This is a genomic window from Variovorax ureilyticus, assembly GCF_037889935.1.
Lineage (GTDB): Bacteria > Pseudomonadota > Gammaproteobacteria > Burkholderiales > Burkholderiaceae_C > Variovorax > Variovorax ureilyticus.
The window spans coordinates 551,502-568,173 of sequence record NZ_JBBKZU010000001.1 but is presented as its reverse complement, the minus strand read 5'-3'; the positions used below and the strand labels follow the sequence as shown (position 1 = coordinate 568,173).

The 16,672-nt window shown below is 66.3% G+C and carries 12 protein-coding genes and 1 tRNA gene; 8 read left to right on the top strand and 5 right to left on the bottom strand.

The window, feature by feature from the left end; all coding sequences use genetic code 11:
- The first annotated feature begins 356 nt into the window (after positions 1-356).
- Both WKW77_RS02725 and WKW77_RS02720 read left to right on the top strand, forming a co-directional pair.
- Positions 357-4,175: a DUF748 domain-containing protein gene (locus WKW77_RS02725; protein WP_422823104.1), complete on the top strand. Its 3,819-nt coding sequence runs from the start codon at positions 357-359 to the stop codon at positions 4,173-4,175.
- 93 nt (positions 4,176-4,268) lie between these two features.
- Complete coding sequence (locus WKW77_RS02720; RefSeq protein WP_340355270.1) at positions 4,269-7,067, top strand: DUF349 domain-containing protein; 2,799 nt, start codon at positions 4,269-4,271, stop codon at positions 7,065-7,067.
- An 18-nt stretch (positions 7,068-7,085) separates the two neighbouring features.
- On the opposite strand, the gene WKW77_RS02715 is transcribed toward WKW77_RS02720, so the two are convergent.
- Genes WKW77_RS02715 through WKW77_RS02695 form a run of 5 tightly spaced genes read right to left on the bottom strand, consistent with a single transcriptional unit; the run spans position 7,086 to position 10,401 of the window.
- Positions 7,086-7,880: a M90 family metallopeptidase gene (locus WKW77_RS02715; RefSeq protein WP_340355269.1), complete on the bottom strand. Its 795-nt coding sequence runs from the start codon at positions 7,878-7,880 to the stop codon at positions 7,086-7,088.
- Positions 7,880-8,641, bottom strand: coding sequence for a UDP-2,3-diacylglucosamine diphosphatase (locus tag WKW77_RS02710; RefSeq protein ID WP_340355268.1), 762 nt, complete (start codon positions 8,639-8,641; stop codon positions 7,880-7,882). The genes WKW77_RS02715 and WKW77_RS02710 overlap by 1 nt, the downstream gene beginning before the upstream one ends.
- Before the next feature lie 8 nt (positions 8,642-8,649).
- Entirely contained in the window at positions 8,650-9,159 is a 510-nt protein-coding gene (locus WKW77_RS02705) for a peptidylprolyl isomerase (protein WP_340355267.1), read from the bottom strand.
- A gap of 15 nt (positions 9,160-9,174) precedes the next feature.
- The gene (locus WKW77_RS02700) at positions 9,175-9,768 is read right to left on the bottom strand and encodes a peptidylprolyl isomerase (protein ID WP_422823103.1); all 594 of its coding nucleotides are present in this window, start codon (positions 9,766-9,768) and stop codon (positions 9,175-9,177) included.
- Positions 9,769-9,819: 51 nt separating this feature from the next.
- On the bottom strand, positions 9,820-10,401 hold the full coding sequence (locus tag WKW77_RS02695; RefSeq protein WP_340355266.1) for a tetratricopeptide repeat protein: 582 nt from the start codon (positions 10,399-10,401) through the stop codon (positions 9,820-9,822).
- A gap of 192 nt (positions 10,402-10,593) precedes the next feature.
- On the opposite strand from WKW77_RS02695, the gene cysS reads away from it, so the two are divergent.
- From cysS to WKW77_RS02665, 6 genes are all read left to right on the top strand, one after another.
- Positions 10,594-11,973, top strand: a complete 1,380-nt coding sequence (gene cysS, locus WKW77_RS02690; RefSeq protein ID WP_340355265.1) for a cysteine--tRNA ligase — start codon at positions 10,594-10,596, stop codon at positions 11,971-11,973.
- Positions 11,955-12,638 carry a DNA-3-methyladenine glycosylase family protein gene (locus WKW77_RS02685; protein WP_422823120.1) on the top strand — a complete coding sequence of 228 codons (684 nt, stop codon included), beginning with the start codon at positions 11,955-11,957 and terminating at the stop codon, positions 12,636-12,638. Before cysS ends, WKW77_RS02685 begins: the two co-directional genes overlap by 19 nt.
- 16 nt (positions 12,639-12,654) lie before the next feature.
- Positions 12,655-13,635 carry an acetyl-CoA carboxylase carboxyltransferase subunit alpha gene (locus WKW77_RS02680; protein ID WP_340355263.1) on the top strand — a complete coding sequence of 327 codons (981 nt, stop codon included), beginning with the start codon at positions 12,655-12,657 and terminating at the stop codon, positions 13,633-13,635.
- Positions 13,636-13,674: 39 nt separating this feature from the next.
- Positions 13,675-14,625 (top strand): tRNA lysidine(34) synthetase TilS, encoded by a 951-nt coding sequence (gene tilS, locus WKW77_RS02675; protein WP_340355262.1) that lies wholly within the window; start codon positions 13,675-13,677, stop codon positions 14,623-14,625.
- 98 nt (positions 14,626-14,723) lie between these two features.
- Entirely contained in the window at positions 14,724-15,992 is a 1,269-nt protein-coding gene (locus tag WKW77_RS02670) for an aspartate kinase (RefSeq protein WP_340355261.1), read from the top strand.
- A 23-nt stretch (positions 15,993-16,015) separates the two neighbouring features.
- Positions 16,016-16,108, top strand: a tRNA-Ser gene (locus WKW77_RS02665).
- The last annotated feature ends 564 nt before the right edge of the window (positions 16,109-16,672 follow it).

Here is a 16,672-nt window from a genome sequence, read left to right as displayed (position 1 = left end):
TTCTAATTTTGGTTGTAAAAAATGTGAGGATTAGTGCGCGAATCGGCCGCGCCGAACCGATTGAAAAGCTCATTTGGAAATCTTTCCGCTACAGGCCTAGGCTATAGATGCCTCGACTTTGTAGGCGCTTCACCAAGGTCCGGTAACCCAAGGAGCAATCCGGCGGTTCAGCGACTGCGGCCCGACGGTGGCAATCTCTTGCTGCCAGCCTGACCGGAACAGATCAACTTCCGGTCGCGCGAAAAGATGGCATGGGCGTTGCGTCCGCCATCGAGCCCGGTGGCATGACTTCGGTCCCGCCACCGGGCTTTCTCGTTTCTGGGAAGGCGGAGTCGTTTGGGGCACACTCCCGGGCGATGAAAGCAGGTGAGTTGAAACAGAACAAATGGGTTCGGCGCGGGGTGGTCGCGCTGCTGGTCCTCCTGGCCGTGTGGGCGCTCGCATGGATCGCGGTGCCGCCCATCGCCAAGGGGCAGATCCAGCGCATCGCGAGCGAAAAGCTGGGCCGCGAGGTCACCGTCGGCAAGATCGACTTCAAGCCCTGGACGCTCGAGCTCACGGTGCGCGACCTGCGTATCGCCACCGCCGATGGCAAGCAGGCGCAGGTGGCGGTCAATCGCATCTATGTCGATGCGGAGCTGCAATCGATCCTGCGCCTTGCGCCGGTGGTGGACGCGGTGTCGATCGATTCGCCGGCCATCCTGCTCACGCATTTGAGCGACGGCAAGTACGACATCGACGACATCCTGGCCAAGCTCGCGCCCGCGCCGGATGCGCCCAAGAGCGAGCCGCCGCGCTTCGCGATCTACAACATCGGCATTTCGAACGGCTCGTTCACTTTCGACGACCAGACGGTCCAGCGCCGGCATGAGTTGCGCGACCTGACGCTGGCGGTGCCGTTCCTGAGCAATCTGGCCTCCAAGCGGGACATCACGACCGAGCCGAAGCTGGCGTTCGTGCTCAACGGCAGCAAGTTCGACTCGGCCGCGTCGTCGACGCCTTTCGCCGAGAGCCACAAGACCGACGCCCAGATCAAGTTCGAGGGGCTCGATCTCGTGCCTTACCTGGGCTATGTCCCCGGCGGGCTTCCCGTGTCGCTGCGGGCGGGCAAGCTCGATGCCGACCTCCGGATCGATTTCGCGCAGGCCGCTGCGCCGACGCTGAAAATCACCGGCACTGTCGCGGCGAACGGCATCAAGGTGGCGGATGGCAGGGGCAAGGACCTGCTCGGGTTCGAGTCGCTCAAGGTGGCCTTGACAGACGTGCGGCCGCTGGAGCGGATCGTGCACTTGAGCGAGGTGGCGCTGGCCGCGCCGCAATTGGTCGTGGCGCGCGACGAGGCCGGCAAGTTGAATCTGCTGGCGACCGATCCAGCGACCGGCGCCAAGGAAAAGGTGGCGACCGTTCCGGCGCCTGAAGCCCACGGCGACGGCGCGCCCAGGCCAGCCGAGCCGCCGGGGTGGCACCTCCAGGTGGACAAGGTCGCGCTCACCGGCGGCCATGTCGGATGGCGCGACCAGACCACGAAGCCGGCCGCGGAAATCGACGCCAAGGATCTGGCCGTCGAGGTGAATGCGGTGGCCTGGCCGATGGAAAAACCGGCGACCTTCAACGGGTCGACGTCCGTTGCCGGCGCGACCATCAAGTTCGAAGGCCACGCGACGGACAAGGAAGCGAAGGTGCAGACGGAAGTCGGCGCACTGCCGCTGTCACTGGCGGCGCCGTACCTCGCGCAGAGCCTCGAGCCCACCCTGGACGGCAAGCTCAGCGGCCAGGTCGAGGTGGCGTGGGCCAAGCCCGACCTGAAGTTCAAGGCGAGCCGCGTGATCGCCGAGGATCTCGCGCTCACGCAAGAGAAGACGGCGCTCGCCAGCGTCGGCCGGTTCGAGTTGCAGAACGCCGAAGTCGATATGACCAGGCACACGCTGGCCATCGGCTCCTTCGCGGCCGCGAACCCAAAGGTGCGCGTGGAGCGCGACAAGGAGAAGCGCTGGATGTTCGATCGCTGGCTCAAGGTGCCCGCCGGGGGCAACGGCGGCGAGGCCGGTGCGAAGGAGGCCAAGGTCGCCGCGCCGAAAGACCGCGAGGCATCCGAGGCGCCATCGCCGGCGGCGAACACGAAGCCGTGGGAGCTTTCCATCGCCTCGGTCGCGGTCGACGACGGCGCGCTCTCCTATGCCGACAACGCCAGCGACACGCCGGTCGCGTTCGAGATCAGCTCGCTGAAGGTCAACGCGCAGAAGATCGCGCCGAACACCGCCACCGTCTCGCCGCTCAAGGTCTCGGGCCGCATCGCGGCAGGGCGCGCCGAGCCGGGCCGCTTCGAATACGACGGCAACCTGGCGCTCAAACCGATCGCCGCCGAGGGCAAGTTGACCCTTGCGTCGCTGCCGGCGCACGCCTTCAAGGCCTACTACGCCGACGCGCTCAACATCGACATCCGGCGCGCCTTCGCGAGCTACCGGGGGACCGTCAAATATGCGTCGACCCCGGCCGGCATGAGCGTGCGGCTTGCCGGCGACACCGCCGTCGACGACTTCCGCGCCAATAGCGTGATCCTCACGCAGGCGCAGGGGCAGGCGAGTTCGGGCAACAGGCAACTGCTGAGCTGGAAGACGCTGGGGTTGCGCGGGGTGCAGGTGAACATGGTGCCCGGCGCGCCGCTGAACCTCGACGTCCGCGAAACGACGCTCACCGATTTCTTCGCCCGGATCATCATCGACCCGACCGGCAAGCTGAATCTGCTGTACCTGGTCAAGCAGCCTGGGCAACCGGGAACCCCGGATGCCTCGGCGCCGGCGCCCGAGGTCACGACCAAGCGAAGCCTGGGAGGAACCACCACGACGACGAACACCCGCCGCGCGGCCCGCTCGCGCGGCCAGGCGGAAGCGGCACCTGCGGAACTGATGGTGGGTGGCGCTTCGCAGGCGCCGGCAGCCGCGGCGGCCGCGCCTGCGCCCGCTGCGCCGCCGAACCCGATGGCGCCGGTCATCAACTTCGGCCCGATGGCGCTGGTCAACGGTCGAATCGATTTCTCCGACACCTTCATCAAGCCGAATTACTCGGCGGACCTGACCGAACTGACGGGCCGGCTGAGCGCGTTCTCTTCCAAGCCGGTGGGCGACAAGCCGGCGCTGGCGGACCTGGAATTGCGCGGCAAGGCCCAGCAGACCGCGTCGCTCGAAATCACCGGGCGACTCAATCCGCTGGTCAAGCCGCTCGAACTCGACATCACGGCGAAGATGCGCGAGCTCGACCTGCCGCCGCTGTCGCCGTATTCGGTCCGGTTCGCCGGCCACGGGATCGAACGCGGCAAGCTCAGCATGGACGTCAACTACAAGATCGCGCCGGACGGTTCGCTCACCGCGTCCAACCGCCTGATCCTGAACCAGCTCCAGTTCGGCGAGCAGGTGGAGGGCGCGCCTGCGAGCCTTCCGGTTCGGCTCGCGGTGGCGCTGCTGGCGGATCGCAATGGTGTGATCGACGTGGACCTGCCGCTTCGGGGGTCGATCAACGATCCCGAGTTCAGCATCGGGCCACTGATTCTCAAGGCCATCGTGAACCTGATCGCGAAGGCCGCGACCGCACCGTTCGCGCTGCTGACGGGCGGCGGCGGGGGCGGCGAGTCCAGCGCCATCGTTTTCGCGCCAGGCAGCGCCGAACTCTCCGCGGAAGCCAAGCAGAGCCTCGACAAGGTTGCGAAGGCCATCATCGACCGGCCGGGGCTGCAGATGACCGTCGTCGGAACCGCCAGCCTCGAGCAGGAGCGCGACGGCTACCAGCGCCAGCGCGTGCGGCAGCTCGCGCAGGCCGAGAAGCGGCGCGCAGCGGTGCGGGCGGGCCAGAACGCGGCGGACGTCGACACGCTCAGCGATTCCGAATACCCCGACCTCCTGGCTGCGGCCTACAAGCGTTCGGACGTCACCAAGCCTCGCAACATGGTGGGACTCGCCAAGGACCTGCCGCAGCAGGACATGGAGAACCTGCTGGCGGCCAGCATCGCCGTCGACGAGGAGTCGATGCGCCAGCTGGCGGTGGCTCGCGGCGTCGCGGTGCGCGACTACCTGCTCGAGCAGAAAGTGCCGAGCGAGCGCCTTTTCCTCGGCGCGGTGCGCACCAGGGCCGAAGGCGACAATTGGAAACCCAGTGCCGAGCTGAAACTCGCGACCCGTTGAACCGGGCGGCGACAAGTCGGTGAAAATGCAGCGGTGCGCCGGCAAATTGCCGGCGCCTTCGCTTTTCTTCTACAGATAACGATTCTTCGCGCAGTGACTTCAACTTCTTCCAAGCCTCACGACATCCAGTCCCTCGACACGCTGACCGGCGGCGCTTTCACCGCGCCGACCTCGGGCGAGCGTGCGCAGCGCATCCGTGATTGGCTCGCGGGCAATCCGTCATCCGAGCAGATGCAGGACGTCTTCAAGGAACTGAGCGGCCGCGACAAGGGCGCCGCCCGGCTGCTGCGCGAGAAGCTCGACGAACTCAAGCGCGCGAAGGGTCAGGAGGCGATCGCCGCCGAATGGACTCAGAAGGCCCAGGCGCTGCTCGCCCAGCCCAAGCTCAACATTGCCGATGCGCTCGCCTGGCAGCGCGATGCCGCGAAGGCCGGCGCGCCCCTTTCGCGCGAGCCGCTGGCCGGCATCAAGACCCAACTGGCCGAGCGGGTCAAAGGCATCGAGGACCTGCAGCACCGGGCTCAGGTGCATCGCGAGGCCGCGGTACTGCTCGCCCAGCGCTTCGAGGTGCTGTCGACCAAGAGCTGGCGCGACGCGCAGGCGGCCGAGGAGGCCTTGCGCAGCGATGTCGCGCACTGGCAGCAGCAGGCGGCCGAGATCGTTGCCGACGGCAACTGGAGCAGCCTGGACGCGAAGTTCGCACCGCAGCTCGAGTCGTCCAAGGCACAGCTTCTGGTCGTCTCCGATGCATTCCACGGCGCTCTGGCGCAGGCGCAGGCTGCGGCCACCGATCTCGCCGCGCCGCTGCCGCCGGTGCCGGTATGGGCCGACGAACTGCGCGTTGCGCGCGGTGGCGTGCCCGAGGCGGCCGCGCCGGCTCCCGTGAAACCCGCTGCGCCCAAGGTCGATCCTGAAAAGCGCGCCGCGGCACATGGCGCGGTCGAGGCCGCGCTCCTCAAGCTGGAGCAGGAAACCGCGCAGGGACATGGCAAGGCAAGCGCCGGTGCGGCTGCCGCACTGCGGGCAGTGCTCAAGGAGCATGGTCGGTTGGTCGATGCAGCGCTCGAAGCCCGCGTGCATGCCGCGCTCGTCGCGGCGGGCGAACTCGAAGGCTGGCAGCGCTGGAGCGCCGACAAGGTTCGCGAAGAGCTCGTCGCCAAGGCCGAAGGCCTGCTCAAGCGCCCCGAGGGTCAGGCGCTGGGTGGCCGGAAGATGCAGGAAACCCTGCGCGCCCTGCGCGAGCAGTGGAAGCAATCCGATCAGGGCGGGGTGCCGAACCATGCGCTGTGGAAGCGCTTCGACGAGGCCTGCAACGAGGCCCACAAGGTGGTCGAAGCCTGGCTCGAAAAGGTGCGCGCGGATGCCGCGGAACACCGGGCACATCGTCTCGCGTTGATCGAGGAAGTGAAGGCCTGGGCGGCCGAGCACGCGAACGGATCGGATTTGAAGGCCATCAATCGCGCGCTGCATCAGTTCGCGGATCGCTGGCGCGATGCGGGTCACGTCGGCGAGAAGGTGTTCGCCGAATTGCAGTCGCAGTGGTCCGAGGCTTTTGGCGCCGCGCGTGCGCCGTTCGAAGCCCAGCAGAAGGCGAGCATCGAGCGCCGCCAGGCCATGATTGCGGAAGCGGCCGAACTCGGTGCGGCGCCCATGCTGCGCATCGATGCGGTCAAGTCGCTTCAGCAGCGCTGGCAGGCCGAGGCGCAGTCGGTGCCGCTCGATCGCCGGCAGGAACAGAAGCTGTGGGACGCATTCCGCGCGCCTATCGACGAAGCCTTCAACCGCAAGACCGCCGAGCGCGAAAAGGCGTCGGCGGCCATGAGTGCGCATGATCGCAGCGTCCTCGATGCGTCGAAGGCGCTCGAAGCCGCCAGCGGCACGGGCGACGCACAGAAGATCCGCGCAGCGATCGCGCAACTGGAGGCCGCGATGCGCAACCAGGCGTCCGCCGAGGCAGCGCCGGCGGCAGCTTCCGCCGACGGCCCGTCCGTCGGTGCGACCGAAGTCGTGGCTCCGGGGCAGGCGGCTGCCGAGTTCAGCGAAAGCGCGGAGCAGTCGCCCTCGCCGGAAGATGCGGAGGCACAGCCCGCACCCTCGCAGGTCGACGCCCCTGCGGCATCGGCCGATCTGGTGGCACCGGCCGATGGCGCCGATCCGTCGGCGCGCAGCGATGCCGAGGCGACGCCTGCCCCCGCGCCGGCCAAGCCCGCGCCGAAGCCGGTGATTGCCGTGCGCGGCGACGACCGCCCCGGCAACAAGAAGTCCGAACCCGCGCTCGCTGCGCGTGGCGGTCGATTTGGTGATCGCCGCGACAGCCGTGGTGCACCGGGTGGACGACCGGGTGACCGTGCGCCTCGCGGCGGCGAACGTGGCGCGCCCGCGGGCGGGCGCTTCGGCGATCGGCCGCCGCGCGAAGATCGCGGTCCGCGGCTGGGTGATGCCGCGTTCCGCGCGCAGCGTGACGCGTTCGAGCGTGCGGACCTTGCACTGCGCAAGCTGGCGGCGCAAGCCCACGGGGAGGCGCTCACCCAGGTGCTCGGCGCATGGGAGAAGCGCGATGCGTCTCAGCTTCCGAGCGCGCAGGAACTCGGGCGCGCCGTGACGCCGGCCGTCCGCAACGCGTGGTCGCAAGCGCTGGTGGCGACGCCTTCCGCGCCGGCCGGCGATGCGGCGGAAGCCCTGTTGCGGCTCGAAATGGCGGCGGAAGTGCCGACGCCGGCCGAGCAGCTCGAAGCCCGTCGCGCGCTGCAACTCAAGCTGCTCACGCGTCGTGGCGATCCGGCGCCCACGCAGACCTGGGGGCAGGATGCGGGCAAGGTGTTGGCCGCGCCGCACGATGCAGCGTCGGCACGCCGGCTGCAGAACGCGCTCAAGGCCTTGCTGCGCAAGTGAGCGCCGCGCCGGCCCGGACTATCGTTTGTCGGGCGGCGTGAAGAACTCGTCGAAGAGCAGGGCGAGTTCCGCGAACTCGCTGCGCAGCCTCTCGCGGTTCACGAAATACGCTTCACAGGCCACGGCGAAGAACTCGCCGGTCGATTGCGCGCCGTAGGCGTCGAGCCACGGTTCCTCGCCGCCGAAGCGTTCGACGACGATTGTTCTTTCGCGGAAGCTGTCGTAGGCCGGCTGCAGGACCGCGAGCCACGCGGCCCGCGCGTCTCGCGAATTCGACGTGCCGCGAAAGCTCCGAGGCAGCGGCGGGCAGCCATCGGCCGCGCCGCCGCGCATGTCGATCTTGTGGGCAAATTCGTGGATGACGACGTTGTAGCCCTCGTCGCGCGTGGCGCCGCTGGCGAGGACGTCCTGCCAGCTCAGCATCACCGGGCCGCGGTCCATGGCCTCGCCAGCGACGACCTCCTCATACTCGTGCACGACGCCCGTCGCGTCGACCGTCGTGCGCTGCGCGACCGCTTCGGACGGGTGCACGACCACGCCGACGAAATCGTCATACCAGTCCAGTCCGCCCTTGAGGTGCAAGACCGGCAGGACGGCTTGCGCGGCGATCGCCAGTGCGACCTCGTCGGAGATAACGAAGCCGTGCGCGCCGTAAAAGCGCTTGTCGCGCAGGAATTCGGCCGCGAGTTCGCGCAGACGGTCGATGTCGGCCCGCGGGCGCTCGGCCAGAAAGCGGTAGCGGGCCAGCGTGGCCTGCCAGGCCTCGTCGGGAATGCGGGGCGCCGGGCGTAGCCGGCGCAGCCAGGCGAACATCAGCGCAGATCGACGCGCTGAGCGCCGGCGGCGGAAATGCAGAGCAATTGCGCGCGGGGCGGATGCGCCGCCGCATCCCAATCGCTCAGCACGATGCGTTCGAGGCCATCGCCCAGGTCATGTTTCCTGGGCTTGTGCGTATGGCCGTGGACCAGCGTAGCGGCATGGGCGCGATGCAGCCAGTCGCGCGCGGCGCCAGCATCGACATCGGCCCAGACCATGCCGGGACTTTGCTTGCGATCCTCGCTCTGGGCGCGGACCGAGCGGGCAAGGGCGCGGCGCTCCTCCATCGGGCGGGCGAGTACGGCGGCTTTCCACTCCGGCGTGCGCACCTGGGCGCGAAAGCGCAGGTATTCGACGTCGTCAAGACACAGGAGATCGCCATGACTCAGCAGCCAGCGCTTCTCGTGCAGGACGAGCACCGTCGGATCGTCGATCAGCGTCATGCCGCACTGGGTAGCGAAGGCGGGGCCGAGCAGGAAATCCCGGTTGCCGTGCATGAAGAAGACGGGGCGCCGCGCCGTGGCGGTGCGTAGCACCTCGGCGCATTGGGCCTCGAAGCCCGGGAGCGTGGCCGCGTCGTCGCCGATCCAGACTTCGAACAGGTCGCCGAGGATGAAGATCGCGTCGGCGGGCGAGGTTTCGAGATAGCCGCGCCAGGCGCCGAAAGTGGCCTGGTCCGCGGCCTGAAGATGGAGGTCGGAGATGAGATCGACCGTGCGCCAGCTTGTGGGCGCGACGATCTCTGCAAACGCCTCCATTGTCGGCTTCAGGCCTTGACGACGGCCTTCTCGATCACGACGTCCTCGAGCGGCACGTCGTCATGGAAGCCCTTGCGGCCCGTCTTGACTGCCTTGATCTTGTCGACGACCTCCTTGCCGTCCACGACCTTGCCGAACACGGCATAGCCCCAACCCTGGGCCGAAGGCGCGGTGTGGTTCAGGAAGCCGTTGTCCGCGACGTTGATGAAGAACTGGGCGGTGGCCGAGTGCGGCGCGCTGGTGCGTGCCATGGCGACCGTGTAGGTGTCGTTCTTCAGGCCGTTGTTGGCTTCGTTCTGGATTTCGGCGCCTGTGGGCTTTTGCGACATGCCGGGCTCGAAGCCGCCGCCCTGCACCATGAAGCCGGGAATCACGCGGTGGAAGACGGTGTTGTCGTAGTGGCCGTTCTTGACGTAGTTCAGGAAGTTCTCGACCGTCTTCGGGGCCTTGTCCTGATCGAGTTCGAGCGTGATGACGCCCTTGTCCTTGATGTGAAGTTCGACTTGGGGATTGCTCATGAAGGCTCCTTTGGATTACTTGGCCACCACGGTGGCGGATTGAATGGTGATGGTTTCGACCGGCACGTCCTGCATGCCGCCCTTGTTGCCCGTGCGGGCGGCGCGGATTTTGTCGACCACTTCGGTGCCCGAGACCACCTTGCCGAAGACGGTGTAGCCGTAGCCGTCGGGCGAGGGCGCATTGAGGCTGGCGTTGTCCTTCACGTTGATGAAGAACTGCGAGGTGGCGGAGTTCGGATCGGAGGTGCGCGCCATCGCGATCGTGTACTTGTCGTTCTTGAGGCCGTTCTTGGCTTCGAGGGGGATGGGCGCGCGCGTGGGCTTCTGCCGGAGCTCGGACGTGAAGCCGCCGCCCTGGATCATGAAGCCGTCGATGACGCGATGGAAGATCGTGCCGTCGTAGTGCTTGTCGTTCACGTACTGGAGGAAGTTCTCGACCGTCTTGGGCGCCTTGTCCGGATAGAGCTCGACCACGATGTCGCCGGCCGAGGTGCCGAGCTTGACGCGGGGTGCGGCAGCCTGGGCCCAGCCGAGGGTGCTGGTGCCGGCAATCGCCAGCGTAGTGGCAGCGACGAGCGCCGCGCGGCGCGAGAGGATTCGAAGAGTCACTGGAGGTTCGCTTTCCGAAAATGCGCCAAGGCGCGGGACAACGTGGCCGAGTTACCTGCGCACGGGTTTGCGTGCATCCGGCGCCGCCGAAGGCAGATCGCCCGAGGCGGACGTGCCGAACATCTGGCGGATCAGCGCCAGTTTGGGGGGCACGGTGGCGTTGCCGGCCTCGAGCTGCTTGGCCCGGCTGTAGGACTCCGCAGCGAGTCGCACGTACACGTCGCCGAGGTTCTCGTGCGCCGTCGCATAGTCGGGGTTGAGCTTGACCGCCATCTCGAGCGCAGCGCGGGCCTTGTCGAACTGGCTCTGCGCGGCATAGAGGGCGGCGAGGTTGTTGTAGGGCTCGGGCAGCTCGGGGTAGTCCTGGTTGAGCTGCGTGAACGCGGTGATCGCGTCGGCTCGCTTGCCCTGCTCGGTGAGGATCACGCCGCGCAGGAAACGCATCTGCGGATCGCGGGGCTTGCCGCTGATGTAGGCGTCTGCCTTCGCGAGCGCTTCGTCCGCCTTGCCCTGACGCAGCAGCGCGTTGACGTCGCCATAGTCGTCCGCATGCGCGGCGCCGATTGCCAAAGCCAGCACGAGGGCAGGGAAAACGCGGAGGAGGGGAGCGGGGGAGAAGGCGGCAAGCTGCATGGAGCCTCGAGAGTGGGAGGGGGCACAAGCCGCGTAAACACGCGGAAATGTCCGCCGGTGGCCGTTTATACTGCGGGGCATTGTAGCCGAGGGGTCATGCCGAACCGCTCGTCTGCGCAGCACTTCCACCCCTGAAAATCAGCTGTCCTTCGCCCGTTCCTGCACGAGCGCGAACTGACGCTCCTAGTCTTCATGAGTCTTCGCATCTACAACACGCTCTCGCGTGAACTGGAGGAGTTTTCTCCGCTGCAACCCGGCCGGGTTCGCATGTACGTGTGCGGAATGACCGTCTACGACTACTGCCATCTGGGCCATGCGCGCTCAATGATCGCGTTCGACGTGGTGCAGCGCTGGCTCAAGGCGTCTGGCCTTGCGGTCGATTACGTGCGCAACATCACCGACATCGATGACAAGATCATCCGCCGTGCCGTCGAGAACGGCGAAAGCATCCGCGCGTTGACCGATCGCATGATCGATGCGCTGCACGAGGATGCCGATGCGCTCGGCATCGAGCGGCCCACGCACGAGCCACGGGCCACGGAGTACGTGCCGCAGATGCTCTCGATGATCGGCACGCTGGAGCAGAAGGGCCTGGCCTACCGCTCGCCCAACGGCGACGTGAACTACGCCGTGCGCAAGTTCCCGGGCTACGGCAAGCTCAGCGGCAAGTCGCTCGACGAACTGCACGCAGGCGAGCGCGTCGCCGTGCTCGACGGCAAGGACGATCCCCTGGATCCGGTGCTCTGGAAGAGCGCCAAGGCGACCGAGCCCGAGGAGGTCAAGTGGACGAGTCCGTTCGGCGCGGGGCGACCCGGTTGGCATATCGAGTGCTCGGCCATGGCCTGCGAGCTGCTCGGCGAAACGCTCGACATCCATGGCGGGGGCGCGGACCTGCAATTCCCCCATCACGAGAACGAGATCGCGCAGAGCGAAGGCGCCAACGGAAAGCCGCTGGCGCGCTTCTGGATGCACAACGGATTCATCAACATCGACGACGAGAAGATGTCCAAGAGCCTGGGCAACTTCTTCCTCATCCGCGATGTGCTGAAGGAGTTCGACGCCGAGACGATCCGGTTCTTCGTAGTGCGGGCGCACTATCGCAGCCCGCTCAACTACAGCGACGTGCATCTTGGCGATGCGCGTGCATCGCTCAAGCGGCTCTACAACGCCCTGCATCTGGTGCCGCCGGCGGAAGGGGTTCGGATCGACTGGGGCAATCCGTATGCTGCGCGCTTCAAGGCCGCGATGGACGAGGACTTCGGCACGCCCGAAGCCGTGGCGGTGCTGTTCGATCTGGCTGGCGAAGTCAATCGCACTCGGTCTACGGAAACGGCCGGCCTGCTGAAGGCGCTCAGCGCCTGCCTGGGTATTCTGCAGTCCGATCCGCAGGCCTTCCTTCAGGCCGGCGCGACACTGGACGAGGCCGCCATCCAGGCCTTGATCCAGCAGCGCGCGGATGCCAAGGCCGCGAAGAACTTCGCCGAGGCGGATCGCATCCGCAACGACCTTCTCGCACAAGGCATCGTGCTCAAGGATTCACCGACCGGCACCACCTGGTCTTCGGCTCAGTGAACGCGACCAAGACGATGCCCCCTGCGAAGAAGCCGGCCGTGGAGGTCTTCACGCCCGACTATTGGGAAGAGGCCTGCAAGCACTTGGCCAAGAAGGACCGCGTCATGAAGCGGCTCATTCCACGCTTCGGCGACGCGTGTCTCGAATCCCGCGGCGATGCGTTCACCACGCTGGCGCGCAGCATCGTGGGCCAGCAGATCTCGGTGAAGGCCGCCCAGTCCGTGTGGGACCGATTCGCGAAGCTGCCCCGCAAGATGGCGCCGGCGAGCGTGCTCAAGCTCAAGGTCGACGACATGCGTGCGGCAGGTCTTTCCGTGCGCAAGATCGAATACCTGGTCGATCTCGCGCTGCATTTCGACTCGGGCGCGGTCCACGTCGACCGGTGGAAGGACATGTCCGACGAGATGATCATCGAAGAACTCGTCGCCATCCGGGGCATTGGTCGCTGGACGGCCGAGATGTTCCTCATCTTCCACCTCATGCGCCCCAACGTGCTGCCGCTGGATGACCTCGGGCTCATCAATGGCATCAGCCAGAACTATTTTTCGGGCGACCCCGTCAGCCGCAGCGATGCCCGCGAGGTGGCTGTCGCCTGGGCCCCATACTGCAGTGTGGCGACTTGGTATATTTGGCGGTCGCTCGACCCGCTACCGGTCGCATACTGAATAACAGGAGAAGACGTTGGCGAAACGAACCTTTCTCGACTTCGAGCAGCCCGTTGCGGAACTCGAAAGCAAGATCGAAGAGCTGCGCTATGTGCAGACGGAGTCGGCAGTCGATATCTCGGAAGAAATCGATCAGCTCGGCAAGAAGAGCCTTCAGCTCACCAAGGAAATCTACAGCGACCTGACGCCTTGGCAGATCACCAAGATTGCACGGCACCCGGAACGCCCCTACACCCTCGACTACATCAACGAGATCTTCACGGATTTCGTCGAATTGCACGGTGACCGCCACTTCGCGGACGATCTCTCGATCGTCGGCGGCCTTGCGCGATTCAACGGCACGCCATGCATGGTGCTCGGCCACCAGAAGGGCCGCGACACCAAGGAACGTACCGCGCGCAACTTCGGCATGAGCAAGCCCGAGGGCTACCGCAAGGCTTTGCGTCTGATGAAGACGGCCGAGAAGTTCAAGCTCCCGGTCTTCACCTTCGTCGACACGCCGGGCGCGTACCCGGGCATCGACGCCGAAGAGCGCGGCCAGTCCGAAGCCATCGGCCGCAACATCTTCGAGATGGCGCAGCTCGAGGTGCCGATCATCGTGACGATCATCGGCGAGGGCGGCTCCGGCGGCGCGCTGGCGATCTCGGTGGGCGATCAGGTGCTGATGCTCCAGTACTCGGTGTATTCCGTGATCAGTCCGGAAGGATGCGCATCCATCCTCTGGAAGACCAGCGACAAGGCGCAGGAAGCGGCCGATGCCCTGGGCATCACCGCGCACCGGCTCAAGGCGCTGGGGCTGGTGGACAAGATCGTCAACGAACCCGTGGGTGGTTCGCACCGCGATCACCGCCAGATGGCCGCTTTCCTGAAGCGCGCGTTGAACGATGCCTTCCGCCAGGTCGGCGACCTGTCGGTCAAGGAACTGCTCGCGCGCCGCTACGACCGGCTGCAGGGCTACGGTCGCTTCGCCGACACCAAGGCCGACAGCGGCAAGTAAGGCGCGGCGCAGGCACCGGCCTGCGGCGCGATCGCTCGTATGGACAATCCCGCCGACCATGCACTGGCTTCATGGTTGGCGGTTTTGCCGTTGGGCGTGGCCTACAGTGGCGGGGCCGATTCGACCGCCTTGCTGCACGCGGCTGCGAGACGCTGGCCGGGGCAGGTTCATGCACTGCATGTCCACCATGGACTGCAGCGGGCCGCGGATGATTTCGAGGCGCATTGCGCCGCAGCGTGCGCCGCGCTGGGCGTACCACTGCATGTGGGACGCGTGGATGCACGCCATGCGCCCGGCGAAAGTCCCGAGGATGCTGCTCGGCGCGCCCGGTATGCGACTTTGGCGGAGTTGGCGCGGCAGCAGGGGCTGCAGCACGTCGTCCTCGCGCAGCATGCCGATGACCAGGTCGAGACGCTGCTGATCGCCCTCAGCCGAGGCGCCGGCGTGGACGGCCTGGCCGGCATGCCCAGCCGCATGGAGCGTCACGGCGTGGTGTTTCATCGCCCGCTGCTCGACCTGCATGCCGAGGCCTTGCGCGAGTGGATCGCAGCGGCAGGCATTCCCCATGTCGATGATCCGAGCAATGCCGATCTGCGCTATACGCGCAATCGCATCCGCCGTCTGGTGCTGCCCGCGCTCGCGGAAGCCTTGCCGCAGTACCGCGAGACGTTTGCGCGTTCGGCGCGCAATGCGGCGAGGGCCTCCCGGTTGCTGGCCGAGGCGGCTGCAGGCGACCTCGCCGATGCGGGCTCGCCGCCCAGGCTGGCCGCGCTGCGGGCCTTGCCGCGCGAACGGCTGGCGAATCTTCTTCGCCACTGGCTCAAGAGCGAACATGGCGTGGTGCCGAGCGAAGCGCAGCTCGAGCAACTTCTCGACCAGATCGCCGCCTGCAGCACCCGAGGCCATCGGATCCGCATCAAGGTGGCTTCCGGCCGGGTCGAACGCGAAGGCGACACGTTGCATTGGTACAATGCTTCGCCCTTGCCGTAGCTCTCAGCCTCGCGCTGATCTTGATAGGTGAGCTGATTGGCGAAGGCGCACGAATGCCGGCATTGCGGCATGCGAACTCTTCTCTTCTGACTTCACCCATGGCATTGATCGTTCACAAATACGGCGGCACGTCGATGGGCTCGACCGAGCGCATCCGAAATGTCGCCAAGCGCGTCGCCAAATGGGCTCGCGCCGGCCACCAGATGGTCGTGGTCCCGAGTGCCATGAGCGGCGAAACCAATCGCCTGCTCGGGCTCGCGAAGGAGCTTGCGTCCGGCACGCCCGACGACGACCACAACCGCGAACTCGACATGCTCGCCTCGACCGGCGAGCAGGCGTCCTCGGCGCTGCTGGCCATCGCGCTGCAGTCCGAAGGTCTCCAGGCCGTCAGCTATGCAGGCTGGCAGGTTCAGGTGAAGACCGACAGCGCCTTCACCAAGGCCCGCATCGAGCGCATCGACGACGAGCGCGTGCGCGCCGACCTCGATGCCGGCAAGGTGGTCGTGATCACCGGTTTCCAGGGCGTCGACGATGCCGGCAACATCACCACGCTCGGTCGCGGCGGCAGCGACACATCGGCGGTGGCGATCGCCGCGGCGATGAAGGCGAACGAATGCCTCATCTACACCGACGTCGACGGCGTCTACACGACCGATCCGCGCGTCGAACCCGATGCGCGCCGCCTCGCCACCGTGAGCTTCGAGGAGATGCTCGAAATGGCGAGCCTGGGCTCCAAGGTGCTGCAGATCCGCTCGGTGGAATTCGCCGGCAAGTACAAGGTGCCGCTGCGCGTGCTTTCGAGCTTCACGCCCTGGGACATCGACATCAACGAAGAAGCCAAGTCAGGCACGCTGATCACTTTCGAGGAAGACGAAAACATGGAACAAGCCGTCGTATCCGGCATTGCGTTCAATCGCGACGAAGCCAAGATTTCCGTGCTGGGCGTGCCCGACAAGCCGGGCATCGCATATCACATCCTCGGCGCTGTCGCCGATGCGAACATCGAGGTCGATGTGATCATCCAGAACCTGAGCAAGGACGGTCGCACCGACTTCAGCTTCACGGTTCACCGCAACGATTACGCCCGCGCGGTCGATCTGCTCAAGGCCAAGGTGCTGCCCACCCTGGGCGCGGCGGACATCGTCGGCGACACCAAGATCTGCAAGGTGAGCATCGTGGGTATCGGCATGCGCAGCCACGTCGGCGTGGCGAGCAAGATGTTCCGCGTGCTCAGCGAGGAGGGCATCAACATCCAGATGATTTCCACCAGCGAGATCAAGACCTCCGTCGTGATCGACGAGAAATATATGGAGCTTGCGGTCCGCGCGTTGCATAAAGCCTTCGACCTGGACCAAACCGGCGTCTGAAACTGGCATAATGGAGAGCTTCAGGAGCTGTGACCGAGTGGCCGAAGGTGCTCCCCTGCTAAGGGAGTATGGGGTGTAGAGCCTCATCGAGGGTTCGAATCCCTCCGGCTCCGCCAATTCAGGCCTTGGATGTATCCAAGGCCTTCGAGAAAACCCCGTAAGTCATTGACCTGCGGGGTTTTTCTTTGCCTTTCTGGCGCAGCGCGGGAAGGCAGACACGCGATGCGTGATCAGCTGCGCTCGTAGCTTCCGCTGGAGCACCTGGCTTAGGCGGCCTTCCGTGCAGCATTGCTTCTCTCCGGCAGCGGCTCGGTCGTCCTGGATTCTTGTTTCAGCCGAAATGACCAGCGGCGCGTCGACGTGCGGCTCCGTCAGCCGAGTTCTCCATCGCGATCGGCGTCGGCGTCAACCTCGGCGCAGCATGGCTGCCCTCGAGCGCCATGCCCGGTCCATGGAAGAACCGTCGTCCTAGTTGATGGGGCAGCACGGCATGCGCTGAACGAGGCGCGATTGGCGGCGCTTCCATCCTTGCGACGAACCTTCGTTTCTCGCCAATGGATGATGGGCCCCCTGCCGGCCGACTTCCCGATGATCGGATTTGTCCTTGCCGGATGTCCGTGGAGAGAGGCCTCCTCGACCGGCTTGACGGTCTGCAAGCTTTCGGGGCAGAGTCAGGGCGC